General features: G+C 59.7%; 25 protein-coding genes. 9 read left to right on the top strand and 16 right to left on the bottom strand.

What is annotated here, in order from left to right; all coding sequences use genetic code 11:
- Positions 1–29 precede the first annotated feature (29 nt).
- Positions 30–518, bottom strand: a complete 489-nt coding sequence (gene pncC / locus ACJ8IP_RS16410) for a nicotinamide-nucleotide amidase (protein WP_164106920.1) — start codon at positions 516–518, stop codon at positions 30–32.
- A gap of 240 nt (positions 519–758) precedes the next feature.
- Between pncC and ACJ8IP_RS16405 the strand changes: the two genes are divergently transcribed.
- The gene (locus ACJ8IP_RS16405) at positions 759–2,138 is read left to right on the top strand and encodes an MFS transporter (protein ID WP_198793262.1); all 1,380 of its coding nucleotides are present in this window, start codon (positions 759–761) and stop codon (positions 2,136–2,138) included.
- Between the two features lie 9 nt (positions 2,139–2,147).
- Here ACJ8IP_RS16405 and chbG read toward each other — a convergent pair whose 3' ends face one another.
- From chbG to ACJ8IP_RS16375, 6 genes are all read right to left on the bottom strand, one after another.
- Positions 2,148–2,909, bottom strand: coding sequence for a chitin disaccharide deacetylase (gene chbG / locus ACJ8IP_RS16400; RefSeq protein WP_198793261.1), 762 nt, complete (start codon positions 2,907–2,909; stop codon positions 2,148–2,150).
- 148 nt (positions 2,910–3,057) lie between these two features.
- A complete protein-coding gene (gene chbR / locus ACJ8IP_RS16395) occupies positions 3,058–3,906 on the bottom strand; it encodes a transcriptional regulator ChbR (protein WP_442524455.1) in 849 nt (282 codons plus the stop codon).
- A 15-nt stretch (positions 3,907–3,921) separates the two neighbouring features.
- Positions 3,922–5,307 (bottom strand): glycoside hydrolase family 1 protein, encoded by a 1,386-nt coding sequence (locus tag ACJ8IP_RS16390; protein WP_442524454.1) that lies wholly within the window; start codon positions 5,305–5,307, stop codon positions 3,922–3,924.
- Between the two features lie 43 nt (positions 5,308–5,350).
- On the bottom strand, positions 5,351–6,712 hold the full coding sequence (gene chbC, locus ACJ8IP_RS16385; protein ID WP_033641899.1) for a PTS N,N'-diacetylchitobiose transporter subunit IIC: 1,362 nt from the start codon (positions 6,710–6,712) through the stop codon (positions 5,351–5,353).
- A 12-nt stretch (positions 6,713–6,724) separates the two neighbouring features.
- Positions 6,725–7,042: a PTS sugar transporter subunit IIB gene (locus ACJ8IP_RS16380; RefSeq protein WP_004932561.1), complete on the bottom strand. Its 318-nt coding sequence runs from the start codon at positions 7,040–7,042 to the stop codon at positions 6,725–6,727.
- A gap of 417 nt (positions 7,043–7,459) precedes the next feature.
- Positions 7,460–8,353 (bottom strand): LysR family transcriptional regulator, encoded by an 894-nt coding sequence (locus ACJ8IP_RS16375; RefSeq protein ID WP_042783708.1) that lies wholly within the window; start codon positions 8,351–8,353, stop codon positions 7,460–7,462.
- Positions 8,354–8,459: 106 nt separating this feature from the next.
- Between ACJ8IP_RS16375 and ACJ8IP_RS16370 the strand changes: the two genes are divergently transcribed.
- The 4 genes from ACJ8IP_RS16370 (at position 8,460) to ACJ8IP_RS16355 (ending at position 12,084) form a co-directional block, all read left to right on the top strand.
- Positions 8,460–9,260, top strand: coding sequence for an SDR family NAD(P)-dependent oxidoreductase (locus ACJ8IP_RS16370; protein WP_239508481.1), 801 nt, complete (start codon positions 8,460–8,462; stop codon positions 9,258–9,260).
- A gap of 12 nt (positions 9,261–9,272) precedes the next feature.
- Positions 9,273–10,244, top strand: a complete 972-nt coding sequence (locus tag ACJ8IP_RS16365) for an aldo/keto reductase (protein WP_442524453.1) — start codon at positions 9,273–9,275, stop codon at positions 10,242–10,244.
- Between the two features lie 35 nt (positions 10,245–10,279).
- Positions 10,280–11,272 carry a Vgb family protein gene (locus tag ACJ8IP_RS16360; protein ID WP_230079616.1) on the top strand — a complete coding sequence of 331 codons (993 nt, stop codon included), beginning with the start codon at positions 10,280–10,282 and terminating at the stop codon, positions 11,270–11,272.
- A 194-nt stretch (positions 11,273–11,466) separates the two neighbouring features.
- Positions 11,467–12,084, top strand: a complete 618-nt coding sequence (locus ACJ8IP_RS16355; RefSeq protein WP_089191196.1) for a Fic/DOC family protein — start codon at positions 11,467–11,469, stop codon at positions 12,082–12,084.
- Here ACJ8IP_RS16355 and ACJ8IP_RS16350 read toward each other — a convergent pair.
- Entirely contained in the window at positions 12,081–12,248 is a 168-nt protein-coding gene (locus tag ACJ8IP_RS16350; protein ID WP_162882342.1) for a hypothetical protein, read from the bottom strand. The two genes, ACJ8IP_RS16355 and ACJ8IP_RS16350, sit on opposite strands and share 4 nt — an antisense overlap.
- Before the next feature lie 394 nt (positions 12,249–12,642).
- Between ACJ8IP_RS16350 and mutS the strand changes: the two genes are divergently transcribed.
- Positions 12,643–15,198, top strand: a complete 2,556-nt coding sequence (gene mutS / locus ACJ8IP_RS16345; RefSeq protein WP_089192564.1) for a DNA mismatch repair protein MutS — start codon at positions 12,643–12,645, stop codon at positions 15,196–15,198.
- A gap of 79 nt (positions 15,199–15,277) precedes the next feature.
- On the opposite strand, the gene rpoS is transcribed toward mutS, so the two are convergent.
- The 8 genes from rpoS to ftsB all read right to left on the bottom strand — a co-directional run bounded on the left by rpoS (position 15,278) and on the right by ftsB (position 21,583).
- Positions 15,278–16,276, bottom strand: a complete 999-nt coding sequence (gene rpoS / locus ACJ8IP_RS16340) for an RNA polymerase sigma factor RpoS (RefSeq protein WP_019455119.1) — start codon at positions 16,274–16,276, stop codon at positions 15,278–15,280.
- Positions 16,277–16,330: 54 nt separating this feature from the next.
- A complete protein-coding gene (nlpD, locus tag ACJ8IP_RS16335) occupies positions 16,331–17,329 on the bottom strand; it encodes a murein hydrolase activator NlpD (protein ID WP_033641891.1) in 999 nt (332 codons plus the stop codon).
- A gap of 325 nt (positions 17,330–17,654) precedes the next feature.
- Positions 17,655–18,281, bottom strand: coding sequence for a protein-L-isoaspartate(D-aspartate) O-methyltransferase (locus tag ACJ8IP_RS16330; protein WP_004932585.1), 627 nt, complete (start codon positions 18,279–18,281; stop codon positions 17,655–17,657).
- Complete coding sequence (gene surE / locus ACJ8IP_RS16325) at positions 18,275–19,036, bottom strand: 5'/3'-nucleotidase SurE (RefSeq protein WP_033641889.1); 762 nt, start codon at positions 19,034–19,036, stop codon at positions 18,275–18,277. The genes ACJ8IP_RS16330 and surE overlap by 7 nt, the downstream gene beginning before the upstream one ends.
- Positions 19,017–20,063, bottom strand: coding sequence for a tRNA pseudouridine(13) synthase TruD (gene truD / locus ACJ8IP_RS16320; RefSeq protein ID WP_197782037.1), 1,047 nt, complete (start codon positions 20,061–20,063; stop codon positions 19,017–19,019). Before truD ends, surE begins: the two co-directional genes overlap by 20 nt.
- Positions 20,064–20,067: 4 nt before the next feature.
- A complete protein-coding gene (ispF, locus tag ACJ8IP_RS16315) occupies positions 20,068–20,541 on the bottom strand; it encodes a 2-C-methyl-D-erythritol 2,4-cyclodiphosphate synthase (protein WP_004932594.1) in 474 nt (157 codons plus the stop codon).
- 10 nt (positions 20,542–20,551) lie between these two features.
- Complete coding sequence (ispD, locus tag ACJ8IP_RS16310) at positions 20,552–21,259, bottom strand: 2-C-methyl-D-erythritol 4-phosphate cytidylyltransferase (RefSeq protein WP_004932598.1); 708 nt, start codon at positions 21,257–21,259, stop codon at positions 20,552–20,554.
- Positions 21,260–21,262: 3 nt separating this feature from the next.
- A complete protein-coding gene (ftsB, locus tag ACJ8IP_RS16305; RefSeq protein WP_016929043.1) occupies positions 21,263–21,583 on the bottom strand; it encodes a cell division protein FtsB in 321 nt (106 codons plus the stop codon).
- Positions 21,584–21,986: 403 nt separating this feature from the next.
- Here ftsB and ACJ8IP_RS16300 point away from each other — a divergent pair, with 403 nt between their 5' ends.
- From ACJ8IP_RS16300 to ACJ8IP_RS16290, 3 genes are all read left to right on the top strand, one after another.
- Positions 21,987–22,757, top strand: a complete 771-nt coding sequence (locus ACJ8IP_RS16300) for a basic amino acid ABC transporter substrate-binding protein (RefSeq protein WP_033651644.1) — start codon at positions 21,987–21,989, stop codon at positions 22,755–22,757.
- Between the two features lie 114 nt (positions 22,758–22,871).
- On the top strand, positions 22,872–23,591 hold the full coding sequence (locus ACJ8IP_RS16295; protein WP_042706788.1) for an amino acid ABC transporter permease: 720 nt from the start codon (positions 22,872–22,874) through the stop codon (positions 23,589–23,591).
- A complete protein-coding gene (locus tag ACJ8IP_RS16290; RefSeq protein WP_164106926.1) occupies positions 23,575–24,297 on the top strand; it encodes an amino acid ABC transporter ATP-binding protein in 723 nt (240 codons plus the stop codon). The genes ACJ8IP_RS16295 and ACJ8IP_RS16290 overlap by 17 nt, the downstream gene beginning before the upstream one ends.
- Positions 24,298–24,339 lie beyond the last annotated feature (42 nt).

Genomic DNA, 24,339 nt, shown 5'->3' with positions numbered 1-24,339 from the left:
CTGTATGGTCATACAGTATCAAGCCTAATTTACAAAAATTCGTCGATGGCGGTTTGCAGCGCGAAAATCGTCGCCTGCAGCCGCACCGCGTCGCGGTCGCCCTCGAATTGCATCTTGCGCGACAGCCCCCGGCCATCGCTGCTGGCGAAGCCGAACCACACGGTGCCGACCGGCTTTTCCGCGCTGCCGCCGTCCGGGCCGGCGATGCCGCTCACCGACAGCGCCAGATCGGCCTGCGCCGCCCGCAGCGCCCCTATGGCCATCTCGCGCACCACCTCTTCGCTGACCGCGCCGTGCGCCGCCAACGTCGCTTCGCTCACTCCCAGCAGATCATGTTTCGCCGCATTGCTGTAGGTGACGAAACCGCGATCGAAATAGGCGGAGCTGCCGGCGATATCGGTAATGGCCTTGGCGATGCCGCCGCCGGTGCAGGATTCCGCGCAGGTGATCCAGCGGCCCTGAGCCTTCAGTTTCTCCCCTGCCAGCACGCTGAGCCGGCGCAGTTGGTTTTCACTCATAACCCCTCCCTTGCGAATTCAGATATATGCGCCCGATAGTAGCATTTATCAAGGCGCTGCAGCGGCTGGCGCGTGGAAATGCGCAGCGCTTCGCAGGAGGTGCGGTTTTAAGCGCCCGGCCAAGCTGCTAGTATCAAAAGAAGCGCCCCATCGAGCGGCGGCGCACCAGCACAAGGAACATCACGGAGGCGGCACGCTGCGGCGGCCTCAGGGCGCACCAGAAGAGATTAGGATGATAGCGTGAAAAAAACGTTGGGCGTATTCTTGCCGTTGTACACCACCACCCTGCTGCTGCTGTTGGGCTCGGGCCTGCTCACCACCTACGTCTCGCTGCGGCTGACCTCCATCCACGTCAGCAGCGCGCTGATCGGCGCCATCATCGCCGCCAACTACATCGGGTTGGTGATCGGCGGCAAGGTCGGCCACTTTCTCATCGCCCGCGTCGGGCATATCCGCGCCTACGTGGCCTGCGCCGGCATCATCACCGCTGCGGTGCTGGGGCACGGCCTGACGGCGTTCATTCCCGCCTGGGTTGCGCTGCGTCTGGTGATCGGGTTGTGCATGATGTGCCAGTATATGGTGCTGGAAAGCTGGCTGAACGACCAGGCGGAATCCAACCAGCGCGGCATGGTGTTCGGCTTCTATATGGCGGCGACCTATCTTGGCATGTCGCTGGGCCAGATCGTGCTGATGCTGCAGAGCAACCTGGGCATCACCACGCTGCTGGTGATCGCGCTGTGCTTCGCGCTTTGTCTGGTGCCGATCGCGCTTACCACCCGCACCAATGCGCGCCATATGTCGCCGGCCCCGATGGAGCTGCGTTACTTTGTCGGCGCCATTCCCAAGGTGCTGGCCACCACGCTGGTGATCGGCATGGTGGTGGGCTCGTTTTACGGCCTGGCGCCGGTCTACGCCAGCCTGCAGTCCTTAACCACTCAGCAAACCGGCCTGTTCATGGCGCTGGCCATCTTCGCCGGGCTGATCGCGCAGTTCCCGCTCAGTTGGCTGTCGGATCGCTATAATCGCCCGTTGCTGATGCGCCTCAACGCCATTTTGCTGATCGTGGCGGCGCTGCCGCTGGCGCTGCTGCCGCACATCGATTTCCCGCTGCTGCTGGCGGTCGGGTTCGTCGTCAGCATGTTGCAATTTACGCTCTACCCGCTGGCGGTGGCGCTGGCCAACGATCTGATCGAGCCGGAACGCCGCGTCTCGCTGGCCGCCTGTCTGCTGATGGCGTTCGGCGTCGGCGCCAGCATCGGGCCATTGGCGGTCGGCGCGCTGATCGAACCGCTGGGCGGCAATATCCTGTACGCCTTTTTCGCCCTGTGCGGCGTGCTGCTGGCGGCCCTCAGCCGCACGGCGAAAGCGGAAGAACCGCAGCTGGCGCAGGACGCGCCGGTGCCCCACATCCCGCTGCCAGACAGCCTCGCCAGCTCGCCGCTGTCGCCGGCGCTCAATCCAACCTTCGATGAGCAGATCATTCACGACACCATGCCGCCGCCGGAAGCGGCGCCCGATGTCGAGGAGCCGCAGCCCGAAGAACAGGAGGCGGAACCCTCAGCTCAGGGGGCGGATCCGGAAGAAGACACCGGTCTGAAAAAGGCGCACGCCATGCTGTAAATGACTGCGTTACAGATCCCGGAAAGAGCCCAGCAGAAAACCGCGTTCGGCGATCGCCGCTTTCAGCGTCGGCGCAGTCAACACATCCAGCTCGGCGAGGCGCGGATGGCAGTATTGGCTCTGCAGGATCGTCGCGTCGAGAAAGGCCGGGTGGCACATCATTTCCAGTGACTCGGCGCCCTGCTCGTCGGCACGCGCCAACCTTTGCAGGAACAACGTTTCGGAAATCGTCTCACCGTAGAATCCCGCGTCAAACGCGTCGGTACTGCAGGGAGTCTGCAACGCCAGTTCGCGCCGTTTCGCCTCTTCGCGATCGAGACGCAACGGCAGACCCTGCGCTTGCGCGAACGCCTCCACCAGCGGATAAATTTGCGGCTGCATATGCACATGGTGATGGCTGTCGATATGCGTCGGCGGGCGGCCGAACAGCGTCACAAACCGCGCGAACTGGCGCTGCAGCTCCTCGTGAATTTCGTCCAGCGACAGCTCGCCGGCCTCGGCGCGGCGCCACAGCCATTTGCCCAGTTCGCCATGTTCGTTGACCAACGAAGGCATGGCGCCCAGCGGCTTGCCATGGGTCAAAACGAAATGCAGCCCGATCGGCAATCCGGGATATTGCCGGCTGAGCGCTGCAGCATGCTCCGCGCCGCCGCCGTTCACCATCGCCGTGGTGGAGGAAACGACGCCATGCTGATACGCCTCGATAACGCCATAGTTCTGCCCTTTGCTCAGACCGAAATCGTCGGCATTCACGACCAGTAGTTTTTCCATTGTGGCTCCCGCGGGATGAATTTTTGGCAAGGGAGGGCCGACCGACCGGTGCGGCATTCCCTTTCGCTAAGATAAAAATCAAATGATTAACCGGCCGGCGCCCTGAAGCTCATCGGCATATCGGCGTTGATACTGATCGGGAGCGGCCCTAAAGAGGGCCGTAACACTTTTTTCGGTAGTTGCCTGGGGTCACGTCGGTGAGCCGCTTGAAGTTTTTAATGAACAGGCTGACGTCGCCATAGCCGGAATCAAAGGCGATATCGGAAACCGAATAGTTGGTGACCTCCAGCTGCGTCTTGGCGAAGTTGATGCGGATCTCATTGATCACCTGCATCGGCGTTTTATGGTAGTAACGCCGCATCGCCCGGGTCAGGTACTCCTGGGTTTTCCCCGACAGCGCCACCATGTTCGCCAACGCCTTTTCGCCGAACATCGCCTTGTCATGCATGCCGGCCAGAGTGTTCTTCAGCCACTGCGGGATATCATCGCCGCCGTCGTTTTCTTCTTTGTAATGTCGGATGCGGCTGATCACGTAGAAGGTCAATGTTTCGAGGAATTCGGCGAAGTCGTCCTCACGAAACTGCGGGGAACTCACCACCGATTCGATATAGGCCAAAAACTCGCTTCTCAGGCTGTAGGCCTGCGAGGCGACAAAACAACGCGGCAGCTGTTGCAAGTAATGCTCTTCAAAGAACGCTTTGCTGACCGCCACGTTGAAGATTTTCGTCGCGCCGAACTCGTAAAAGCTCTGGTGGTAAGAGCCGATGGGGATAAAGACGAAATCCCCGCGTTCCAGCAGCACCCGCTTGCCGTTGATCTCCTGATAGCATTTGCCGCTCAGCACGATGGTGAATTCGTAATAGTCGTGCTGATGCAGCCCGGTGGCGCTTTCCACCTTGTTATAGATAAACAGGTGAAAGTCTTTGCTGTTAAAGAAATCCTGCTCGCGAATCAGCTTCACGTCGTTCGCACTCAGCGAAATTCGGTTATCGGACACGGCGCCGGCCTCCCGTTAGTCAAATCCGTTGCGTCTGGCCGCCTCGGCAAACCAGTAGCCGCTTTTTTTGATGGTGCGCCGCTGCTCCGCCCGATCCAGCCGCACCAGCCCATAACGATTCTTGTAGGCGTTCAGCCAGGACCAGCAGTCGATAAAGGTCCACAGATGATAGCCTTTGCACTGCGAGCCTTCCGTCAGCGCGCGGTGCAGCCACTTCAGGTGATCGCGAATAAACTCGATGCGGTAATCGTCCTCCACCCGCCCATCGGCGCCGATAAACGCCTCTTCGCCCTCAACGCCCATGCCGTTTTCGGAAATATAACAAGGCAGATTGCCGTAGTTCTCTTTCAGATCCATCAGAATGTCGTACAGCCCCTTCTCATAGATCTCCCAGCCGCGATGCGGATTGATTTTGCGGCCCGGCATTGCATAGTAACTGAACAAGTCCTCCGGCAGCGCGATCGGCTCCCCGGCGCGGCGCCCCGCTTTCGCCTGTACCCTGCGCGGCTGGTAGTAGTTGACGCCGAGGATATCCACCACGCCGCCTTCGATCAGCTGCGCGTCCTGCGGTTCGCAGTAGGGCATCAGCCCATGTCGCTCCAACAGGTGCAGCAATGCGGCCGGGTAACGCCCTTTGGCGACCGGATCGAGGAAACTGCGGTTGAGCAGCAGATCGGCGTCGTGTGCGGCCTGCCGATCCTCCGGCGCGTCGGAGCGCGGATAGGTCGGGCTCAGATTCAGAATGATGCCGATGCTCCCCGGCAGCCCCCGCGCTCTGAAACGCTGCACCGCCATGGCGTGCGCCAGTACGCTGTGATACGCCACGGTGACCGCCCGTTTGAAGTCCACCACGCAAGGGTAGTGCAGGTCATTCAGGTAACCGGCTTCCACCGGCACGATCGGCTCGTTGAAGGTGAACCAGTGGGTGACCCGATCGCCAAACAGGCCGAAACAGGTATCGGCGTAACGCGCATAGGCTTCGACCACCGCCCGGCTTTCCCAGCCGCCGCGCTGTTGCATGCACAGCGGCATATCGAAGTGATAGAGATTGATAAACGGGGTGATGCCCTGCGCCAGCAGCTCGTCGATCATCGCGTTATAGAACGCCACCGCCTGCGGGTTCACTTCACCGTCGCCGTCCGGGATCAGCCGCGACCACGAGATCGAGGTTCTGAAAGTATTATGGCCCAGCGTTTTGAGCAGCCCGATATCGGTGCGGAAATGGTCATAAAAGGTCGAGGCCTCGGCCGGCCCCACCCGATCGTGAAAGCGCTCGGGCGCGATCTCGTACCAATAGTCGAAGATGTTGCGGCTCTTGCCATCGCGCGCGGCCGCTCCTTCAGACTGCGGCGCGGAGGTGGCGCTGCCCCACCAGAACCCGTCGGCAAATTGATATTCCATATTCGCGTCCCTCGCGGGGCGACCGCGCCGCCCCGTTCCACAGTTAGAATTTCAGCGCCTTGGCGATGTCTTCTTCGCTTTCCGTCGCCGCGTCGATCTGGCTTTGCGCCTTGTTGGAAATCGCCACGAACGGCAGATAAATCACGGTGGCGACCGCCAGGTTGAACAAGCTCAGCAACAGGGCCATGATGCTGCCGTTGGTGTTGAAGAACGCTCCCAGGCCGACCGGCATGGTCCAGGGCGCGATGTTGGTGATCGGCGGGATCAGCCCGGAGTAGTAAGCCAGCGAGGTGATGAGGGTCAGCACCGGCTGCACCAGGATGAACGGAATAAACATCACCGGGTTCATGATCACCGGCAAACCGAACAGGATAGGTTCGTTAATCTGGAAAATGCCGGATGGCGTCGCCAGTTTGGCGACCTGGCGGTAATCTTCGCGGCGCGAGGCGATGAAGATGGCGATGATCAGGCCCAGCGTCGAACCGGTGCCACCGAGGTAAATATAAGAGTCGACGAACGGTTTCGCCCACATGTGGAACTCTTTGCCGGCGGCCACCGCCGCCTCGACCGAACCGTATTTATTGTACAGCTCCACGTTTTCCAGCGCGAACGGCGTCATGATGCCGCTGTCCAGCGCCGCCAGCGCCATGGAACCGTGTACCCCAAAGAACCACAGCAGCGAAGAGAAAAGCACGTATACCCAGCCCACCACGCTGCCCATCTTGGCCAGCGGTGCCGAAATGCCGTCCATGATGATCTGGTGGAAGTTGGTGCCCCAGTGCGCCAGCGCGAACGCCACCAGCCCCATGATGGAGAGGATGATGAAGCCGGGGATCAGCGCCGAGAAGGAGCGCGACACCGAAGCCGGCACGCTGTCCGGCAGGCTGATCACCCAGTTGCGCCGCACGATGAAGGCAAACATCTCAGCCACCGCCAGCCCGATCACCATACCGGAAATGATGTTGGCGCCGCCCAGCCAATTGGCGCCCACCGCATAGGCCTCGCCGACGTTGAACGGCGTGACGGTCATGAAGGCCGCCACCGCCAGCAGCGCCGAGGCCAGGGGATCGACCTTGCGCTCTTCGGCCAGCGCCATGCTGATAAAGAACGGCGTCATCAGGGACATGATCCCCAACGTACCGTTGTAAACGCTGCCGCCAATACTCTTCAGGCTATTGAGCGTCTCGATGGTGGATGCGTCCAATCGCACGCCCAGCGAATAGAAGAACGATCCCTCGCCAAAGCTCAGGAACACGTTGTTGATCAACACGAACATCGCCCCGGTCAAGGTCAGCGGCATCAGGCGGATAAAGCCGTTTTTGATGGCGTTGACGTGGGGCTGCTTACCGATTTTTACGGCGAAAGGCAGGATAACCTTCTCGAGCGAGGCAATGAGGGTATTCACGGCGGCCTCCTGTTATTGATTGGCTTTCTTGATGGCGGCCACCGCGGCCTTCAGCACGCCCAGCCCATCGACCTTGCCGTACAGCAGCGGATCGATGACTTCAACAGGTTTATTGGGCAACTGTTTCTGCACTTCCGGCAGGGTGTAGGCGATCTGCGGCCCCAGCAGGATCAGATCCGCTTCAACCCCCTTCTCCGCGGCCAGCGCTTCCGGATAGGCGGCGATGATCACCGGCACTTCATATTTTTCGGCCTGCGCCTTCATTTTTGATACCAACAGGGAAGTGGACATTCCGGCAGAACAAAACAGATAGATTTTTTTCTTTTCCATACCAAGCACCTCAGATAATCAAAAAAACCCGGTGTTATTTGTATGCCAGATGCAATCACGATTGCTTCACGCACATTCCTTATGAAAATTTCCGTCACGTTGCCCTGGTTACAGACAGTATACGGAGCATGAAAAAAGGATCGGTAAGCCAGAAGGAGACAGAACCGTCTCTCATTGACCTGATGGATTGACCCTCTTCACATTTCGCACAAAAAAATAGTGTGACCGGGCTCTCAAACAACCGATAAAAACTCAGAATATTCGTAATAAATAATCAAATAACAATTATAAACAGCAAGTTATGAACTCGCTGGGAATTTAAGGGTTTATTTGCGTCTGAACAAACGGCGAGGGAATAAAAATAGTTCAAGCTTGATTCGCCTGCGGCCATCCGAACGCGATGGCAGGTGAAGAGGATTACGTGGGCAGACGCAGCAACTCAATCACCGTGGCCAACGCCACGGAATGGTTTCTGCGGTTGGGGTAATAGAGGTAAAAACCGGGAAACGGCGCGCACCAATCGGCCAGCACCCGCCGCAGCCGCCCGCTCGCCAGATATTCTTCCACCTCCTGCTCGATGGCGAAAGCGATGCCGACGTTCGCCAGCGCCGCCTGCACCATCATCCTGCCGTCATCGAGTATCAACGGGCTGTTAACCGCCACGGAAAATCGCTGCTCCCCCTGCTGAAAGGCCCATTTGTAGCGCTCGCCTGAAGAAGCTTTGCGCCAACCGATGCAGCGATGCTGCAGTAAATCCTGCGGGTGCGTCGGTTCACCGTGCCGTTGAAAGTAATCCGGCGTGGCGACGATGGCAAAACGCAGATCCGGCGTCAGGCGCACCGCGCGCATATCGTTGTGCAGATCCTCGCCGAGCCGGATGCCGGCGTCAAAGCCCTGCTCGACGATGTTGGCGAACCCCTCGTCCGCCACCACTTCCAGCGTAATGCCGGGATATTCGCTGGCCAGCCGTCCCAGATGCGGCACGATGGCGAGATCGATCGCCGAACGCGGCGCGTTGATACGCACCAGGCCACGTGGCCCTTCGCGAAACGCATTCAGGCTCTCCAGCGCGGCGTCGATGTCGGTAAAAGCCGGCACCAGCTGCGCCAGCAGATGCTCTCCGGCCTCCGTCGGCGAGACGTTGCGGGTGGTGCGGTTCAGCAGGCGAATGCCCACCTGCGCTTCAAGTTCGCGCAGGGTGTGGGTCAGCGTCGGCGGCGTCACGCCCAATCGGGCGGCGGCGCGGCGGAAGCTGCGTTCACTGGCGATAGCCACGAAGGCCGCCAGGCCGGACAGTTCGGGTTTCTTCATGCTATTGATATAAATTATCTAATAGTGAGATGAATTTTTAGCGGATAGTTATCCGTCATCTAACAACATAGCATTGCGATCGAACCCATTACCAGGTATCGATGCGATGATTAATGCTACAGCTCCAACCCATGAAACGCCGCGCCGTCTGGCGGGCAAAGTCGTACTGGTGAGCGGCGGCGGCACCGGCATCGGCCGCGCCGCCGCGCTGGCCTATGCCCGCGAAGGCGCCAACGTGGCGCTGGCCGGCCGGCGCGCGGCGGAGATCGAAGCCACGGCGCGCGATATCGCGCTGGCTGGCGGCGATGCCCTGCCCATCGTGACCGACGTCTCCCAAGAAGACGATATCCGCCGGCTACTCGCCGCGGTGACCGCCCACTACGGCCGGCTCGACGTCGCTTTCAACAACGCCGGCATCATCGGCAACTTCGCCCCCATCACCGAACAGAGCAGCGAGGATTTTGACCGGGTGATTGCCATTAACCTCAGAGGCGTCTGGCTGGCGATGAAATACGAGATTGAAACTTTCCTGGCTCAGCACTCGGGCGGCGTGATCATCAACACCTCCTCCTGGCTGACCCACGGCGCGCTGGCCGGCTCATCCAGCTACTCCGCCAGCAAAGGGGCGCTCGATGCGATGATCCGCGCGGTGGCGCTCGAATACAGCGGCCAGGGCATCCGCGTCAACAACATCAACCCCGGCATCATCGACACGCCGATGGCACGCGGCAGCGTGGCCGACAGCGCGGCGTTCGCGCCCTTTATCGCCCATACGCCCGCCGGCCGCCTGGGTGAATCGGAAGACATCGGCGATGTGGCGCTGTGGTTGGCGACGGACGAGGCCCGCTTCATCACCGGCCAAAGCCTGCTGGTGGACGGCGGTTACACCATCGCCGGCATGCGCTGAGGAGACGATGCCATGAACTACGTTCGGCTTGGCGACAGCGGCCTGAAAGTGTCTCGTCTCTGCCTGGGCTGCATGACCTATGGCGAGCCGGCCTGGCGCCCCTGGGTGCTGAAGGAAGATGAAGCGCGCCCCTTTATCCGCGAAGCGCTGGAAGCGGGCATCAATTTTTTCGATACCGCCAACATTTACTCCGGCGGAGAAAGCGAGCGCATTCTCGGCCGCGCCCTGAAGGCGTTCGCCCGCCGCGAAGACGTGGTGATCGCCACCAAGGCCTACTTTCCGATGGACGCGCAGCCGAACAGCCGAGGGCTGTCGCGCAAGCACCTGCTGTACAGCGTCGACGCCTCTTTGCAGCGGTTGGGGACGGATTACCTCGATCTGTTTGTACTGCACCGCTTCGACACCGAAACGCCGATCGAAGAAACCGCCGACACCCTCGACGGCCTGGTGCGGGCGGGCAAAATCCGCTATCTCGGCGCCTCCTCGCTGCACGCCTGGCGCCTGATGAAAATGCTGGCCTTTCAGCGTCAGCACCGCCTGGCGCCGTTTATTTCGCTGCAAAGCCAATACAACCTGGTGACGCGTGAAGATGAAGAGGAGCTGATCCCGCTTTGCCTGGAGGAGGGGCTCAGCCTGACGCCCTGGTCGCCGCTGGCCCGCGGCGTGCTGGCCGGTTCCGGCAACGCCGGCACGCTGCGCGCCGCCACCGACGAACAGGCGCCCCGTTGGTACGGCGGCAGAAACGAAGTGGAACGCACCGTCGCAGCGGTAGCGGAGGTGGCGGCCGCGCGCGGCGTTCCACCGGCGCAGATCGCGCTGGCCTGGCTGCTGGCCAAACCCGGCGTGGCGTCGCCGCTGGTGGGCATGTCCAAGCCGCACCATCTGCAGGATGCGCTGGCGGCGCTCAATCTCAGCTTATCGCCGCAAGACGTGGCCGCGCTGGAGGCGCCGATGGCGCACGCTGCCCGCCCCGATCGCTGGTAGCCCCTTTTCTTTTCCGTCATTCCAGGAGAGAAGACATGTCATATGCGCTTACCGCGCGAGCAGCGTTGTTCACCCTCGCCGCCGCACTCCCCCTGACCACTCCGGCGCAGGCCGCCGCCAATACCCACTGCGCCGAAAGCAGCATGACGCTGCCGCCCGGCGCGCTTTATCCCAACGGCATCGCCCGCGCGGCGGACGGCACGCTGTATGTCGGCCTGATCACCAGCGGCAACGTGCTTCGCAAGCGGCCGGGTAAAGCGTGGGAAACCTTTTTCCCTGGCGCTGACACGGTGTTCGCCTCAAACGCGCTGCGGCTGGACGAACGGCGCGGGTTGCTATGGGGCAATTCGCCGGACTTCCTTTCCGGCGGCAAATCGCGCGCCAACCGCATCTATGCGCTGAACGTCGCCGATGGCACGCTCAACCGCAGCCTGGCGCTGCCGACGGGGGAAATGGGCAACGATATCGTGCTCGGCGCAGACGGTACGGTGTACGTGACAGAAACCCGAGGCGGCGGCATCCTGCGCTTGCGGCCGGGCGAAGCGGCATTCAGTACGCTGTTTCAGGATGCGCGGTTGGCGGCTCCGAGCGGGCTGGGCGCCGCCGGGATCGTGCTGCTCGACGATCGGCTGATGGCTGTCGCCAATTTCGGCACCGGTAAGCTTTACACTCTCAGCTATCACGATCCAAAGCCGCAGCTGACGGAAATGCAGCTGCCGCGCCTGATTGAAAACCCGGACGGAATGGGATTGGCGCCAGACGGCGCATTGATCGTGCTGGAGAACGGGATCCAGAGCGGCCAAGGGCGGATCCTGCGGATCGCGTTGCCAAAAGCGACCGGCATGCATCGGATTGAGGTCTTGCGCGAAGGCATGGAGTCGCCGGTCAACCTGACTATCACCCCACAAGGCTGCGCCTTCGTCAGCGAGTCGCGCATCCGCCACCGCCTGCTGCCCGGCCATGAAACCGAAGTGCCCGACAGCTTCCGCATCTATCAACTGCCCTTGCCTCTCACCGCCGCGCAATAACCTCTACGCCGCCTCAGCGGGCGGCCACTCGCGTTGTATCGTTAACATCCAAAAAATTGAAACTATTTACTTCGATGTCATTAATCATACTTATGATTAATCCTGACTTAACAACCTGATTTTAATTAAATTGTTCCGCCGCGTATCGCTGATTATACTTGCCTTATCTCCCGCCTCATTTACCGAGCGTAAGCATGAGCCGATACCATGTTTCCAGCAGCGAAGGCCAATATGAGAAAGAATCCGGCGAGCAAGTTCTAGCCAACAAGCTGGGTATTGCCGATAGCAATGAACTCGACGATGCCGAATTGGTATTGCTGGAACAGCTCTACCATTCCGTTTTCGAACAGCATTTTCCGTTAGGGAAAATCACAGTCGAGATGATCAAGGGCTGGCATCGCCGCTGGTTAGGCAATATCTATGCATGGGCTGGACAAGCAAGAACTGTCAATATCAGCAAAGGGGGCTTTATGTTTGCCCCTTCGACGCGATTGCCCAAACTACTGGACGATTTCGAGGTGGAATACCTGGCTCGTTACACACCTTGCTCAGCCATGAGCGAAGAACAGCTGATAGAAGCGATTGCAATAATCCATGTTGAACTGATACTCATACATCCCTTCAGAGAAGGGAATGGCCGTTTGTCACGGCTGTTGGCCGATGTGATGGCGGTTCAGGGCGGGCATAAACCGTTGGATTATCAAAGCTGGGAACAAAACAGAGCCCAATATATCTCAGCGATTCACTCAGGTATGAACATGAACTACGAACCGATGAAACACTGGGTCAGTCAAGCACTAAGAAGGTATTAGGCAAGGCGTAAATGAGCAAATTTTTTACGCGCTTCTTCTAAAGAAGCTTCAACTCTGGCTGAGGGTTGACCTGTTTCAACCGCCGTTGACGTCGCCACGGAACGCGCAATGTCCGTACGGGACGGCTTAGCATAACCCACCTGCACTTTTTTGCTGTTACTCATGACAACCTCTGTTCGCAAATTTGCTGAAGACATTATATCAAGGAATGTACAGGACTTCATTCCCTTGCCTCTCACTCCCGAGCAATAGCTTCACCACCACTCCGGGCGGCCACTTGCGTTGTTGCCCGCAGGCGAACAACAATCTCGCCGCGTTACAAACCCGCCTTGCGCAGCGCTTCCCATTTTTACCTGTGACAGCCGATTGCCCGCTGGGCTAGTATAAGCGTCTGTGCAAACCTCAGGTTTGAGCGCGCCGTTTGGCGTTTTGATGATTTGATTTGCGCCGCCCGCCAAGCGCTGAGTGGGGCGACGCCTGCTGAAACAATGTGATAGCGAATGACGACAATGAAAATCACAGTTCCCTTTACATTCAATGGATTGGAAAAATAATCGCATGAATAGCACCGATAAACTCGATTCGCACACGCCGATGATGCAGCAGTACCTGCGCCTCAAGGCCCAGCATCCTGAAATCCTGCTGTTCTACCGCATGGGCGACTTCTACGAGCTGTTTTACGACGACGCCAAGCGCGCTTCCCAACTGCTGGATATCTCGCTGACCAAACGCGGCGCCTCGGCGGGCGAGCCGATCCCGATGGCCGGCGTACCGCACCACGCGGTGGAGAACTACCTGGCCAAGCTGGTTCAACTCGGCGAATCCGTCGCCATCTGTGAACAGATCGGCGATCCGGCCACCAGTAAAGGGCCGGTCGAGCGCAAAGTGGTACGCATCGTCACCCCCGGCACCATCACCGACGAAGCGCTACTGCAAGAGCGCCAGGACAACCTGCTGGCGGCGATCTGGCAGGATGCGCGCGGCTTCGGTTACGCCACGCTGGACGTGAGCTCCGGCCGCTTCCGCGTCGCTGAACCGCAGGATCTAGAGACCATGGCCGCCGAGCTGCAGCGCACCAATCCGGCCGAGCTGCTCTACCCGGAAACCTTCGAACAAATGGCGCTGATCGAGCAGCGCCACGGCCTGCGCCGCCGTCCGCTGTGGGAATTCGAACTGGAGACCGCACGCCAACAACTCAACCTGCAGTTCGGCACCCGCGATTTGACCGGCTTCGGCGTCGAGCAGGCGCATCAGGCGCTGCGCGCCGCCGGCTGTCTGTTGCAGTACGTGAAAGATACCCAGCGCACTTCGCTGCCGCACATTCGCGGCATCACCATGGAGCGTCAGCAGGACGGCATCATCATGGACGCCGCCACCCGCCGCAACCTGGAGCTGACGCAGAGCCTGTCCGGCGGCAGCGACAACACGCTGGCGGCGATCCTCGATCGCACAGTCACGCCGATGGGCAGCCGCATGCTGAAACGCTGGCTGCACATGCCGACCCGAGACATCAAGGTGCTGACCGCCCGCCAGCAGGCGATCGGCGCATTGCAGGAACGGTTCGCCGATCTGCAGCCTTCGCTGCGCCAGGTGGGCGATCAGGAGCGAATTTTGGCGCGCCTGGCGCTGCGCACCGCGCGGCCACGCGATCTGGCCCGCATGCGTCATGCTTTCCAGCAACTGCCGGACATCCGCGCGGTGCTGCAAGATGTGGATACGCCGCATGTGCAGCAACTGCTATCTCAGGTAGGCCAGTTCGACGAGCTGCGCGAACTGCTGGAACGCGCGATCGTTGAATCGCCGCCGGTGCTGGTGCGCGACGGCGGCGTGATCGCCCCCGGTTACAACAGCGAGCTGGACGAGTGGCGCGCGCTGGCCGACGGCGCCAGCGACTACCTCGATCGGCTGGAGATCCGCGAGCGTGAAAAGCTGGGGCTGGATACGCTCAAAGTCGGCTTCAACGGCGTACACGGCTACTATATTCAGGTGAGCCGCGGCCAGAGCCACCTGGTGCCGATCCACTATGTACGTCGCCAGACGCTGAAAAACGCCGAGCGCTACATCATCCCGGAATTGAAAGAGTACGAAGACAAGGTACTCACCTCCAAGGGCAAAGCGCTGGCGATCGAGAAAAGCCTGTACGACGAGCTGTTCGATCTGCTGCTGCCGCACCTGGCGGAACTGCAGCAAAGCGCCGCCGCGCTGGCCGAGCTGGACGTGCTGGCCAACCTGGCCGAGCGCGCCGACACCCTGAACTACGCCTGCCCGGTCATGAGCGACCAGCCGGGGATCCGCATTACCGAAGGCCGCCACCCGGTGGTGGAACAGGTGCTGAGCGAACCGTTTATCTCCAACCCGCTCTCCCTGTCGCCACAGCGCCGCATGCTGATCATCACCGGCCCGAACATGGGCGGTAAAAGTACCTATATGCGGCAAACGGCGCTGATTGTGCTGATGGCGCACATCGGCAGCTACGTTCCGGCGGCCAAAGCCACCATCGGCCCGGTGGATCGCATCTTCACCCGCGTCGGCGCGGCGGACGATCTGGCTTCCGGCCGTTCCACCTTCATGGTGGAGATGACCGAAACCGCCAATATTCTTCACAACGCCACCGAGCACAGCCTGGTGTTGATGGATGAAATCGGCCGTGGCACCTCCACCTACGACGGCCTGTCGCTGGCCTGGGCCTGCGCCGAGAACCTGGCCAACCGCATCAAAGCGATGACGCTGTTCGCCACCCACTACTTCGAGCTGACGACGCTGCCGGAAAAAATGGAAGGCGTGGTCAATGTGCATCTGGACGCGCTTGAGCACGGCGACACCATCGCTTTTATGCACAGCGTGCAGGACGGTGCCGCCAGCAAAAGCTATGGCCTGGCGGTCGCCGCGCTAGCCGGCGTGCCGCGCGACGTCATCAAGCGCGCCCGCCAAAAGCTGCGCGAGCTGGAATCCATCTCCAGCCACACCGCGTCGGGCAGCGTTGATGCCACCCAGATGACGCTGTTGCAGGAAGAGACTTCGCCGGCAGTAGAAGCCCTGGAGGCGCTGGATCCGGATTCCCTGTCGCCGCGCCAGGCGCTGGAATGGATCTACCGGCTGAAAAATATGGTGTAGTCAGACGTCAAACGCGGGCATAAAAAAACGGTGAGCATCATGCTCACCGTTTTTATTTGATGCGGTTCAACAACCGGCGTTATTCGCGGAACAGCGCCTCAATGCTCAGGCCCTGCATCTGCAGAATCTCACGCAGGCGACGCAGACCTTCAACCTGAATCTGACGGACGCGTTCACGCGTCAGGCCAATCTCCCGGCCCACGTCTTCCAGCGTCGCCGCTTCATAGCCCAGCAGGCCGAAACGACGCGCCAACACTTCACGCTGTTTGGCGTTCAGTTCGAACAGCCATTTGACGATGCTTTGCTTCATGTCGTCGTCTTGCGTAGTGTCTTCAGGCCCGTTGTCCTTCTCGTCGGCCAGAATGTCCAGCAGCGCTTTCTCCGAATCCCCGCCCAACGGCGTATCCACCGAGGTGATGCGCTCATTCAGGCGCAGCATGCGGCTGACGTCATCCACCGGCTTGTCGAGTTGCTCGGCAATCTCTTCAGCGCTCGGTTCATGATCCAGTTTATGGGAAAGCTCGCGCGCGGTGCGCAGATAAACATTCAGTTCTTTGACGATATGGATAGGCAAACGAATGGTGCGGGTTTGGTTCATGATCGCCCGTTCAATCGTCTGACGGATCCACCAGGTTGCGTAAGTGGAGAAACGGAAACCGCGTTCCGGGTCGAATTTTTCCACCGCGCGGATCAGACCGAGGTTACCCTCTTCGATCAGATCCAGCAGCGCCAGACCGCGGTTGCTGTAGCGGCGGGCGATTTTCACCACCAGCCGCAGGTTGCTTTCAATCATGCGACGGCGGGACGGCACGTCACCGCGCAGAGCACGCCGCGCAAAATAGACCTCTTCCTCTGCGGTCAACAGAGGTGAATAACCGATCTCACCCAGATAGAGCTGCGTCGCATCCAATACGCGTTGCGTAACGCCTTGAGACAACAGCTCTTCTTCCGCTAAATCGTTCTCGCTGGCCTCTTCTTCTACCAGCGCTTTTTCATCAAACGACTCAGCCTCAGCTCCATTCTCGTCGAAATCCGCATCATCATGTAACTCGTTAACTTTCAGCGTATTTTGGCTCATATGCTGCTCCTACCCGTGATACCGCGAGCAGAATCTCAGCGTATTCTGCCCAATCTATCGCTGCGGAAGATAACGCAGCGGGTTTACGGATTTCCCCTTGTAACGAATTTCAAAATGCAAACGTACTGAACTGGTACCGGAGCTACCCATGGTGGCTATTTTTTGACCCGCCTTCACTTCTTGTTGTTCCCGGACCAGCATTGTGTCGTTATGAGCGTAGGCGCTCAGGTAATCATCATTATGTTTGATGATGATTAGATTACCGTAACCCCGTAAAGCGTTGCCTGCATACACTACGCGACCATCGGCGGTAGCGAAGATAGGCTGCCCACGGGAACCGGCGATATCGACGCCCTTATTCCCACCTTCTGATGAGGAAAAGTTATCAATAATCTTGCCGTCAGTCGGCCATCTCCAGGTACTGACCGGAGCGCTGTTGCTGACGGTGCTGCTCACTGGTGGAGCGGCTTCCGGCGCGGTAACAGGCGCAGTCGCGGTCCCAACCGCTGCGGCGCCCGCTGCAGGTAACATCTTACCTACATTCTGTTTACCCGAGTTTTCAGAATACGCGTTAGTTGATTGAGAATCAACCGTTGCCGTCTGGATCTGGGTGCTGGAAGGTGGCTTCGGAACACCGCCTTTGGTCGCGTCAGTCGTCGCCAGCATACCGCCGCCGCCATTGGCAGAACCATTACCAAGTTGAATGGTTTGGCCAACATTCAGGCTGTAAGGCTCGGGAATATTGTTGCGCTGCGCCAGGTCGCGGAAATCATTGCCGGTGATCCAGGCGATGTAAAACAGCGTATCACCGCGCTTGACCGTATAGGTGTCGCCGCCGCTGTAGCTCCCTTTAGGGATAGCGTTATAACTGCGGTTATAGACAATGCGGCCCTCTGGGCTGGCCTGCTGCGCTCCGCCATTATTATTGCCGGATGGAACGGCGCCGCCGCCGCCCACGCTGCTGATAGGGGCTGACGTCGAGGCCGTGTTTGTACAACCCGCCAACCACAAACTTACCATCGTACACACCGCAACCCGGCGTAACGTAATCATTGGGCTTCCCGTGCTCATGCTTCCCCCATGACAGCAATATCAGTGATATATCCAAAATACCCTTTACATCGTAGCCGAGCTTTTGCCACTTCCCAGTTTCTGCGATGTAAAGGCGCCGCCGGCCGATCCCTGAACGCCAGGTCATCTCCCGCCGGAGCATCAAAACGCGCGCCAATGCTAACCACATTGGCGTCACCGCACCATAAGACAACTACGTAGAAAGGCCAATTCTAGTGAAAATTAGCCTGATTGGAACGAGAAAACCTTATCCGCACGTGATGAAAGTGCAACAGATTTTTCAGACGGTCGAAAAATCAGACAATCGCTAGGCCAATTCGCCTTTCACCAGCGGCACAAAGCGCACCGCCTCTACCGCGTCGACCACGAAATCGTTGCCATGGCGCTGAATGCGTTTGAGGGTTTGGGCCTGCTCGCCCACCGGCAACACCAAAATGCCGCCGTCGTCCAACTGCTCAACCAGCGCCTGCGGGATCTCCGGCGGCGCGGCAGTGACGATGATCGCATCGAACGGGCCGCGCGACGCCCAGCCCTGCCAGCCGTCGCCGTGACGAGTGGAAACATTATGAAGGTCGAGCTGCTTTAGGCGGCGCTTGGCCTGCCACTGCAGCCCCTTGATGCGCTCGACGGAACAAACGTGTTGCACCAGATGCGCCAAGATGGCGGTTTGATAACCGGAACCGGTGCCGATCTCCAGCACCCGTGAAGTAGGCTTCAGATTCAGCAGCTCGGTCATCCGCGCCACCATATAGGGCTGAGAAATAGTCTGGCCGGAACCGATCGGTAATGCAGTGTTTTCGTAGGCTTTATGATCCAGCGCTTCGTCGACAAAACGCTCGCGCGGCACCGCTTCGATCGCTCGCAGCAGCTTTTCGTCCCGGATCCCTTGCTGACGCAGCTGCGTCAGCAATGTTTGCATACGCTTGTTCACCATTCCCCGCTAACCTCTGCCTTGGTTAACCATGTTTTCACGACTTCCTGCGCCGCGTAGGCGGTCAGATCCACCTGTAGCGGCGTGATCGCCACATAGCCTTGTTCCACCGCCGCAAAGTCGGTATCCGGCCCGACATCAAATTTATCACCAGGCGGCCCGATCCAGTAGAGATTTTGTCCACGCGGATCCTGCTGGCAGAAGACCTTATCGGCGGGATGGCGGCTGCCACAGCGAGTGACGCGCAGGCCTTTGATCTCCGCCAGCGGCAAATCCGGCACGTTGATATTCAGGATTTTTCCGGTGCGTAACGGTTCACGCTGCAGCGCACGCAAGATGCGGCAGGTAATGGCCGCTGCGGTCGCGTAGTGTTGGTGACCGTTCAGCGACACCGCCAGCGCGGGCAGCCCCAGGTGCCGGCCCTCCATCGCCGCCGCGACGGTGCCGGAATAGATGACGTCATCGCCTAAATTCGGTCCGGCGTTAATGCCGGAGACCACGATATCCGGCGCAGGGCGCATCAATGCGTTGACGCCAAGATAAACGCAGTCGGTCGGCGTCCCCTGCAGCACCGCGATATCGCCGTTGGCCAGCGTCTGCGTGCGCAGCGGCGACTCCAGCGTCAGGGCATTGGAAGAACCGCTGCGGTTACGATCCGGCGCCACGACCTGCACCTCGGCAAACTCCCGCAGCGCCGCCGCCAGCACCTGAATGCCTGGGGCGCTGACGCCGTCATCGTTACTCAGCAATATCCGCATCACTGTTATCCTGCTGCATGATTTCGCGAACCACGCTGGTAGCAAAGCTGCCTGCCGGCAACCAGAAGCGCAGTTCCACGGTAACGTCATCCCACCAGTTCCACTGCAAATTTTGCGGCTGCAACAGCAGGGCCCGGCGAGCGGGTTCGACACGCTCGCGCTTTAAAAGCGTAAGCAATTCCGGTTGTTCCGCCAAGCATTGTTGTTCAAAAGCCAAGGCTTGGCCGGCGGTGCCTGGCTCTCCGTCGCCCGGCAAGGAGGCCGTGATCGCCAGTTCGCCGGCATCCAGCCGCTGTTGCAACGTCTCCAGCTCATCGGCTTTGGCGACGAACCAGCTACCGCGGCCGCTCAACTGCAGGGCATCCCCTTCCAGCACGGTGCGCTGCAGGCCGTCGGCCAGGCGCCGGCCGGCTATCAGATTGAACAGCGCACTGCGGCTGGCGGAAAGGTAGAAGCTGCGCTTGCTGCGCTCTTTAACGCGGATTTCGTCGTTCGCCCAGCGGCGTGCCATCACCAGATTGTTGCCGCCGCGGCCGAAGCGTTGGCTGCCGAAATAGTTTGGCACGCCCTGCGCGGCGATAGCCTGCAGGCGGCGCTCAACGTCCTGACGATCGGAAATCTGGCGCAGCACCAGCGTAAAGTGGTTGCCCTTCAGATTGCCGATGCGCATTTTGCGCAGGTGGCGGGCGAACGAGAGCACCTCGCAGCCTTCCAGCGCAAACGGTGAGAAATCCGGCGTGTCTTTGCCCGGCATATGCAGGCAGAACCACTGTTCGGTCACCGCGTGGCGATCCTTCAAGCCCGCATAGCTGACGGAACGGGCGTGAATACCGGCGAAGCGCGCCAGATAGTCGGCCACGAACTGGGTATTGCAGCCGTTTTTACGGATGTTCACCAGCACATGCTCGCCTTCGCCGTCCGGCGCAAAGCCCAGGTCTTCCACCACCACGAAGTCTTCCGGATTGGCTTTCAACACCCCGGTGCTCTGCGGCTGGCCATGCAGCCAGGTCAGATTCGCCATATCCATGCGGTTATTCCTTGATCAGCAAGGCGACCGCTTCGCAGGCGATGCCCTCGCCGCGCCCGGTGAAGCCAAGCTGCTCGGTGGTCGTGGCCTTCACGTTGACGTCATCCATATGGCACTGCAGATCTTCCGCCAGGAAGACGCGCATCTGCGGGATGTGCGGCGCCATTTTCGGCGCCTGGGCAATAATCGTGATGTCGAGGTTGCCGAGGCGGTACCCTTTGGCGCGGATGCGCTTCCAGGCTTCGCGCAGCAGCTCGCGGCTGTCCGCGCCCTTGAAGGCCGGATCGGTATCGGGGAACAGCTTGCCGATATCGCCCAGCGCCGCCGCGCCCAGCAAGGCGTCGGTCGCGGCGTGCAGCGCAACGTCGCCGTCGGAGTGGGCCAACAAGCCTTTGTCGTAAGGGATGCGAACACCGCCGATCACCAACGGGCCTTCGCCGCCGAATTTATGTACGTCAAAACCGTGACCGATACGCATGGTGCGCTCCTTAATTGTCCAACTGAGTCAAATAGAACGCCGCCAGCGCCAAATCCTCCGGCCGCGTTACTTTAATGTTATCCGCCCGGCCGGCGATCAGCAGCGGATGATAACCGCAATGCTCCAGCGCCGAGGCTTCGTCGGTGACGTTCGCGCCTTCATCCAGCGCGCGCTGCAGGCACTGCTTGAGCAGCGGCAGCGGAAACAGCTGCGGCGTCAGCGCATGCCACAGATCCTGCCGTTCAACGGTGTGGGCGATGGTGTCGCGGCCAGGTTCGGCGCGCTTCATGGTGTCGCGCACCGGCGCGGCGAGAATACCGCCCACCTTGCTGTGTGCGGTGATCGCCAACAGGCGCTCGAGATCGTCGGCGTGCAGGCAGGGGCGCGCAGCGTCGTGCACCAGCACCCAGTCCGCATCACCCGCCAGTTTCAGCCCGGCCATCACCGAATCGGCGCGCTGTTTGCCGCCCTCGGTGACGGTCACCCGCGGATCCTGAGCGATGGGCAGCCGTTCGAACTGACGATCTTCCGGGCCGATTGCCACGATCACCCGTTCAATGCGCGGGTGGCGCAACAGGGCATGGATAGCGTGTTCGACGATGCTGTGCCGGCCGATGGTTAAATATTGCTTCGGGCATTCCGCCTGCATGCGGCTGCCGATACCGGCAGCGGGCAGGACGGCAATCACCGAGGGAAAGGTGCCTGCGGAGTGATTCATGCGTTATTTTTGTGCGTTATTTTGCGAGGAAGACGCCGCGTTGCGTCTGGATTGGTCAGGAACCAGACGATAGAAAGTCTCACCGGGCTTGATCATGCCCAGCTCATTACGCGCTCGCTCTTCGATCGCTTCCTGACCGCCGTTCAAATCATCGATTTCGGCAAACAGCTGATCGTTACGCGCTTTCAACTTCGCGTTGTTGCCCTGTTGGACCGCAACGTCTTCATTGACCCGCACGTAATCGTGAATACCATTTTTGCCCAGCCACAGTGAATACTGTAACCAACCGAGCAATGCCAGCAATAGCAGCGTAAGTTTTCCCATCTCCGCCCCCTGAAAAACCGACCAATCATCCCACAACTTCTCGTTGGACTCCACACTGAGAGCGGCATTTCAACGCCAAATTCAGAATACGGATGAAGGATTCCCGTGTTCAGCGCCTAATTCCGCTGCGAAAGCGGCAAAAAAAGCCGCTTTAGTCCGGCGCGCGCGCCGCGTTTTCCGCTGATACACACACTGCCCTTCCTCCATTATGCAGCAAGAATCACTGCACCATCGCATCCTGACCCGTCGCTTACGCCAAGGCAAAGCAAGAAGTGAATATTTAACACCATAGAAAGAATAATCCTCATGCAGTGGTTGCACTTTCATTTATTGAAGCTTATTTTTATGCACTCATAGTGCATAAATAATTCCAATATATAACCATTCATTATCGGGGATCGCGATGTTAAAACGTTTAGTTCTGATCGGCGCCTGCCTGGCCGCCACCTTCTCCACCGCCGCGTTGGCGGCTGAACCTACCTACGTCGTTGGCTCCGGCGGCACCTATCGGCCGTTCGAATTTGAAAACAGCCAAAAGCAGCTGGAAGGTTTCGACATCGACATAATCAAAGCCGTAGCCAAGGCCGAAGGTTTTCAAATAAAACTGATCAATACGCCGTGGGAAGGGATCTTCGCCACGCTGAATTCCGGCGATCGCGATATCATCATCTCCGGCATCACCATCACCGATAAACGCAAACAAATGGTTGATTTTTCTGCGCCTTACTTCCCGGCAGAGCAGGCCATCGTGGTGCCGCAAGACTCGAAGGTAGACTCCATTGCAGCGTTGAAAGCGCTGAAGGTCGGCGTGGTGAACTCCAGCACCGGCGACATCGTGGTGTCCGACGCACTGGGCAAAAACAGCACCGCCATCAAACGCTTCGACAATACCCCGCTGATGCTGCAAGAGCTGTATGAAGACGGCATCGGCGCGGCGGTCGGCGACGTCGGCGTGGCCAAGTTCTACATCAAAACCCACCCTGAGAAAGCCTTCAAGCTGGTGCCCGACGCCAAGTTCGAACGTCAGTATTTCGGCATCGCCGTCGCCAAAGGCAACGATGAGCTGCGCAACAAAATCAACGCCGGCCTGAAGAAAATCATCGCCGACGGCACCTACGCCAAGATCTACCAAGCCTGGTTCGACAGCAACGTACCGACGCTGCCGGCGGAATAATGCCCTGCCGCCGGCGCCCGCAAGGCCGTCGGCGCGCCACCGTTTCAGCATACCAAGAAGGAATACCCATTGAACTTCCGCTGGGAGATCATCCAGGAATACGCGCCGCTGTTTATGGAAGGCGCCTGGATGACCATCAAATGCACCATTATCTGCGTGCTGCTGGGCACCACCTGGGGATTGATCCTCGGTCTGGGGCGCTTGGCGCAGGCGCCGCACGGCATCTGGAAACCCATCCTGCATTACGGCGTTCAGTGGCCGGTGCGTATCTACATCAGCGCCTTTCGCGGCACCCCGCTGTTCGTGCAGATCATGGTGGTGCACTTTGCGCTGGTGCCGCTGTTCATCAACCCGCGCGACGGCCTGCTGGTCACCAGCGGCCTGATGAGCGTCGACTTCGCCCGCGCGCTGCGCGCCGACTACGGCGCCTTTCTCTCCTGCGTGGTGGCGATCACGCTCAACGCCGGCGCCTATGTGTCGGAGATCTTCCGCGCCGGGATCCAATCGATCGACCGCGGCCAGATGGAAGCATCCCGCTCGTTGGGCATGAGCTACGGCAAGACCATGCGACAGGTTATCTTGCCGCAAGCCTTCCGGCGCATGCTGCCGCCGCTGGGCAACAACGCCATCGCCATCGTCAAGGATTCGTCGCTGGCCTCCGCCATCGGCCTGGCGGATCTGGCCTATGCCGCCCGCACCGTCTCCGGCGCCTACGCCACCTATTGGGAGCCCTACCTGACCATTTCGCTGGTCTATTGGGTCATCACCTTCCTGCTCTCGCTGCTGGTGCAACACATGGAAAAGAGGTTCGGTAAAAGTGATTCGCGTACATAACCTGCAAAAACAGTTCGGTGAAAGCCACGTGCTGCGCGGCATTTCCTGCCGGATCGCCGCCAACGAAGTGGTGTGCGTCATCGGCCCCTCCGGCTCCGGTAAAAGCACCTTCCTGCGCTGCATCAACGCGCTGGAAACGCTCTCCGGCGGCGAGATAGAGGTGAATGGCTTCGCCGTCCACGATCAGAAAACCGACCTGAATAAGATGCGTGAAAGCGTGGGCATGGTGTTCCAGCGCTTTAACCTGTTCCCGCACATGACGGTGTTGGAAAACATCATCATGGCGCCGGTAAGCGTGAAAAAACTGCCGCGCGCCGAAGCCATCGCGCAAGCGGAACAGCTGCTGCGCAAGGTCGGCCTGCTCGACAAAATCGACGCCTATCCCAGCAGCCTGTCCGGCGGCCAGCAGCAGCGGGTAGCGATCGCCCGCGCGCTGGCGATGGAGCCGAAAATCATGCTGTTCGACGAACCGACCTCCGCGCTCGATCCGGAGCTGGTGGGCGAAGTGTTGGCGGTGATGAAATCGCTGGCCCATGAGGGCATGACCATGGTGGTCGTCACGCATGAGATGGGCTTTGCCCGCGAGGTGGCCGACCGGGTACTGTTTATCGATCAGGGGATCATTCAGGAAGAGGGGCAGCCGCAGCAGATCTTCAGTCACCCGTCCAATCCGCGCACTCAGGCATTTTTGAGCAAAGTTTTGTAACCTTCGGCACGGCTTTGCAATCCTGTGGGCGCCGGCATCGGC

Origin of the sequence: Serratia sp. CY52157, from assembly GCF_052168495.1 — a bacterium.
GTDB lineage: Bacteria > Pseudomonadota > Gammaproteobacteria > Enterobacterales > Enterobacteriaceae > Serratia > Serratia ureilytica.
This window is presented reverse-complemented; position numbering and strand designations above follow the sequence as displayed.

What these genes read in the sequence shown, in the direction of transcription:
- ACJ8IP_RS16295 (WP_042706788.1), top strand. Translation starts at nt 22,872, where the DNA reads ATGGAAGGCGCCTGGATGACCATCAAATGCACCATTATCTGCGTGCTG.
- ACJ8IP_RS16330 (WP_004932585.1), bottom strand. Translation starts at nt 18,281, where the DNA reads ATGGTGAACAAGCGTATGCAAACATTGCTGACGCAGCTGCGTCAGCAA.
- ACJ8IP_RS16360 (WP_230079616.1), top strand. Translation starts at nt 10,280, where the DNA reads ATGTCATATGCGCTTACCGCGCGAGCAGCGTTGTTCACCCTCGCCGCC.
- rpoS (WP_019455119.1), bottom strand. Translation starts at nt 16,276, where the DNA reads ATGAGCCAAAATACGCTGAAAGTTAACGAGTTACATGATGATGCGGAT.
- ACJ8IP_RS16375 (WP_042783708.1), bottom strand. Translation starts at nt 8,353, where the DNA reads ATGAAGAAACCCGAACTGTCCGGCCTGGCGGCCTTCGTGGCTATCGCC.
- ACJ8IP_RS16380 (WP_004932561.1), bottom strand. Translation starts at nt 7,042, where the DNA reads ATGGAAAAGAAAAAAATCTATCTGTTTTGTTCTGCCGGAATGTCCACT.
- chbG (WP_198793261.1), bottom strand. Translation starts at nt 2,909, where the DNA reads ATGGAAAAACTACTGGTCGTGAATGCCGACGATTTCGGTCTGAGCAAA.
- ACJ8IP_RS16370 (WP_239508481.1), top strand. Translation starts at nt 8,460, where the DNA reads ATGATTAATGCTACAGCTCCAACCCATGAAACGCCGCGCCGTCTGGCG.
- truD (WP_197782037.1), bottom strand. Translation starts at nt 20,063, where the DNA reads ATGGATATGGCGAATCTGACCTGGCTGCATGGCCAGCCGCAGAGCACC.
- ACJ8IP_RS16300 (WP_033651644.1), top strand. Translation starts at nt 21,987, where the DNA reads ATGTTAAAACGTTTAGTTCTGATCGGCGCCTGCCTGGCCGCCACCTTC.
- ACJ8IP_RS16355 (WP_089191196.1), top strand. Translation starts at nt 11,467, where the DNA reads ATGAGCCGATACCATGTTTCCAGCAGCGAAGGCCAATATGAGAAAGAA.
- ispF (WP_004932594.1), bottom strand. Translation starts at nt 20,541, where the DNA reads ATGCGTATCGGTCACGGTTTTGACGTACATAAATTCGGCGGCGAAGGC.
- ACJ8IP_RS16365 (WP_442524453.1), top strand. Translation starts at nt 9,273, where the DNA reads ATGAACTACGTTCGGCTTGGCGACAGCGGCCTGAAAGTGTCTCGTCTC.
- pncC (WP_164106920.1), bottom strand. Translation starts at nt 518, where the DNA reads ATGAGTGAAAACCAACTGCGCCGGCTCAGCGTGCTGGCAGGGGAGAAA.
- ACJ8IP_RS16350 (WP_162882342.1), bottom strand. Translation starts at nt 12,248, where the DNA reads ATGAGTAACAGCAAAAAAGTGCAGGTGGGTTATGCTAAGCCGTCCCGT.
- ftsB (WP_016929043.1), bottom strand. Translation starts at nt 21,583, where the DNA reads ATGGGAAAACTTACGCTGCTATTGCTGGCATTGCTCGGTTGGTTACAG.
- surE (WP_033641889.1), bottom strand. Translation starts at nt 19,036, where the DNA reads ATGCGGATATTGCTGAGTAACGATGACGGCGTCAGCGCCCCAGGCATT.
- mutS (WP_089192564.1), top strand. Translation starts at nt 12,643, where the DNA reads ATGAATAGCACCGATAAACTCGATTCGCACACGCCGATGATGCAGCAG.
- ispD (WP_004932598.1), bottom strand. Translation starts at nt 21,259, where the DNA reads ATGAATCACTCCGCAGGCACCTTTCCCTCGGTGATTGCCGTCCTGCCC.
- ACJ8IP_RS16390 (WP_442524454.1), bottom strand. Translation starts at nt 5,307, where the DNA reads ATGGAATATCAATTTGCCGACGGGTTCTGGTGGGGCAGCGCCACCTCC.
- nlpD (WP_033641891.1), bottom strand. Translation starts at nt 17,329, where the DNA reads ATGATTACGTTACGCCGGGTTGCGGTGTGTACGATGGTAAGTTTGTGG.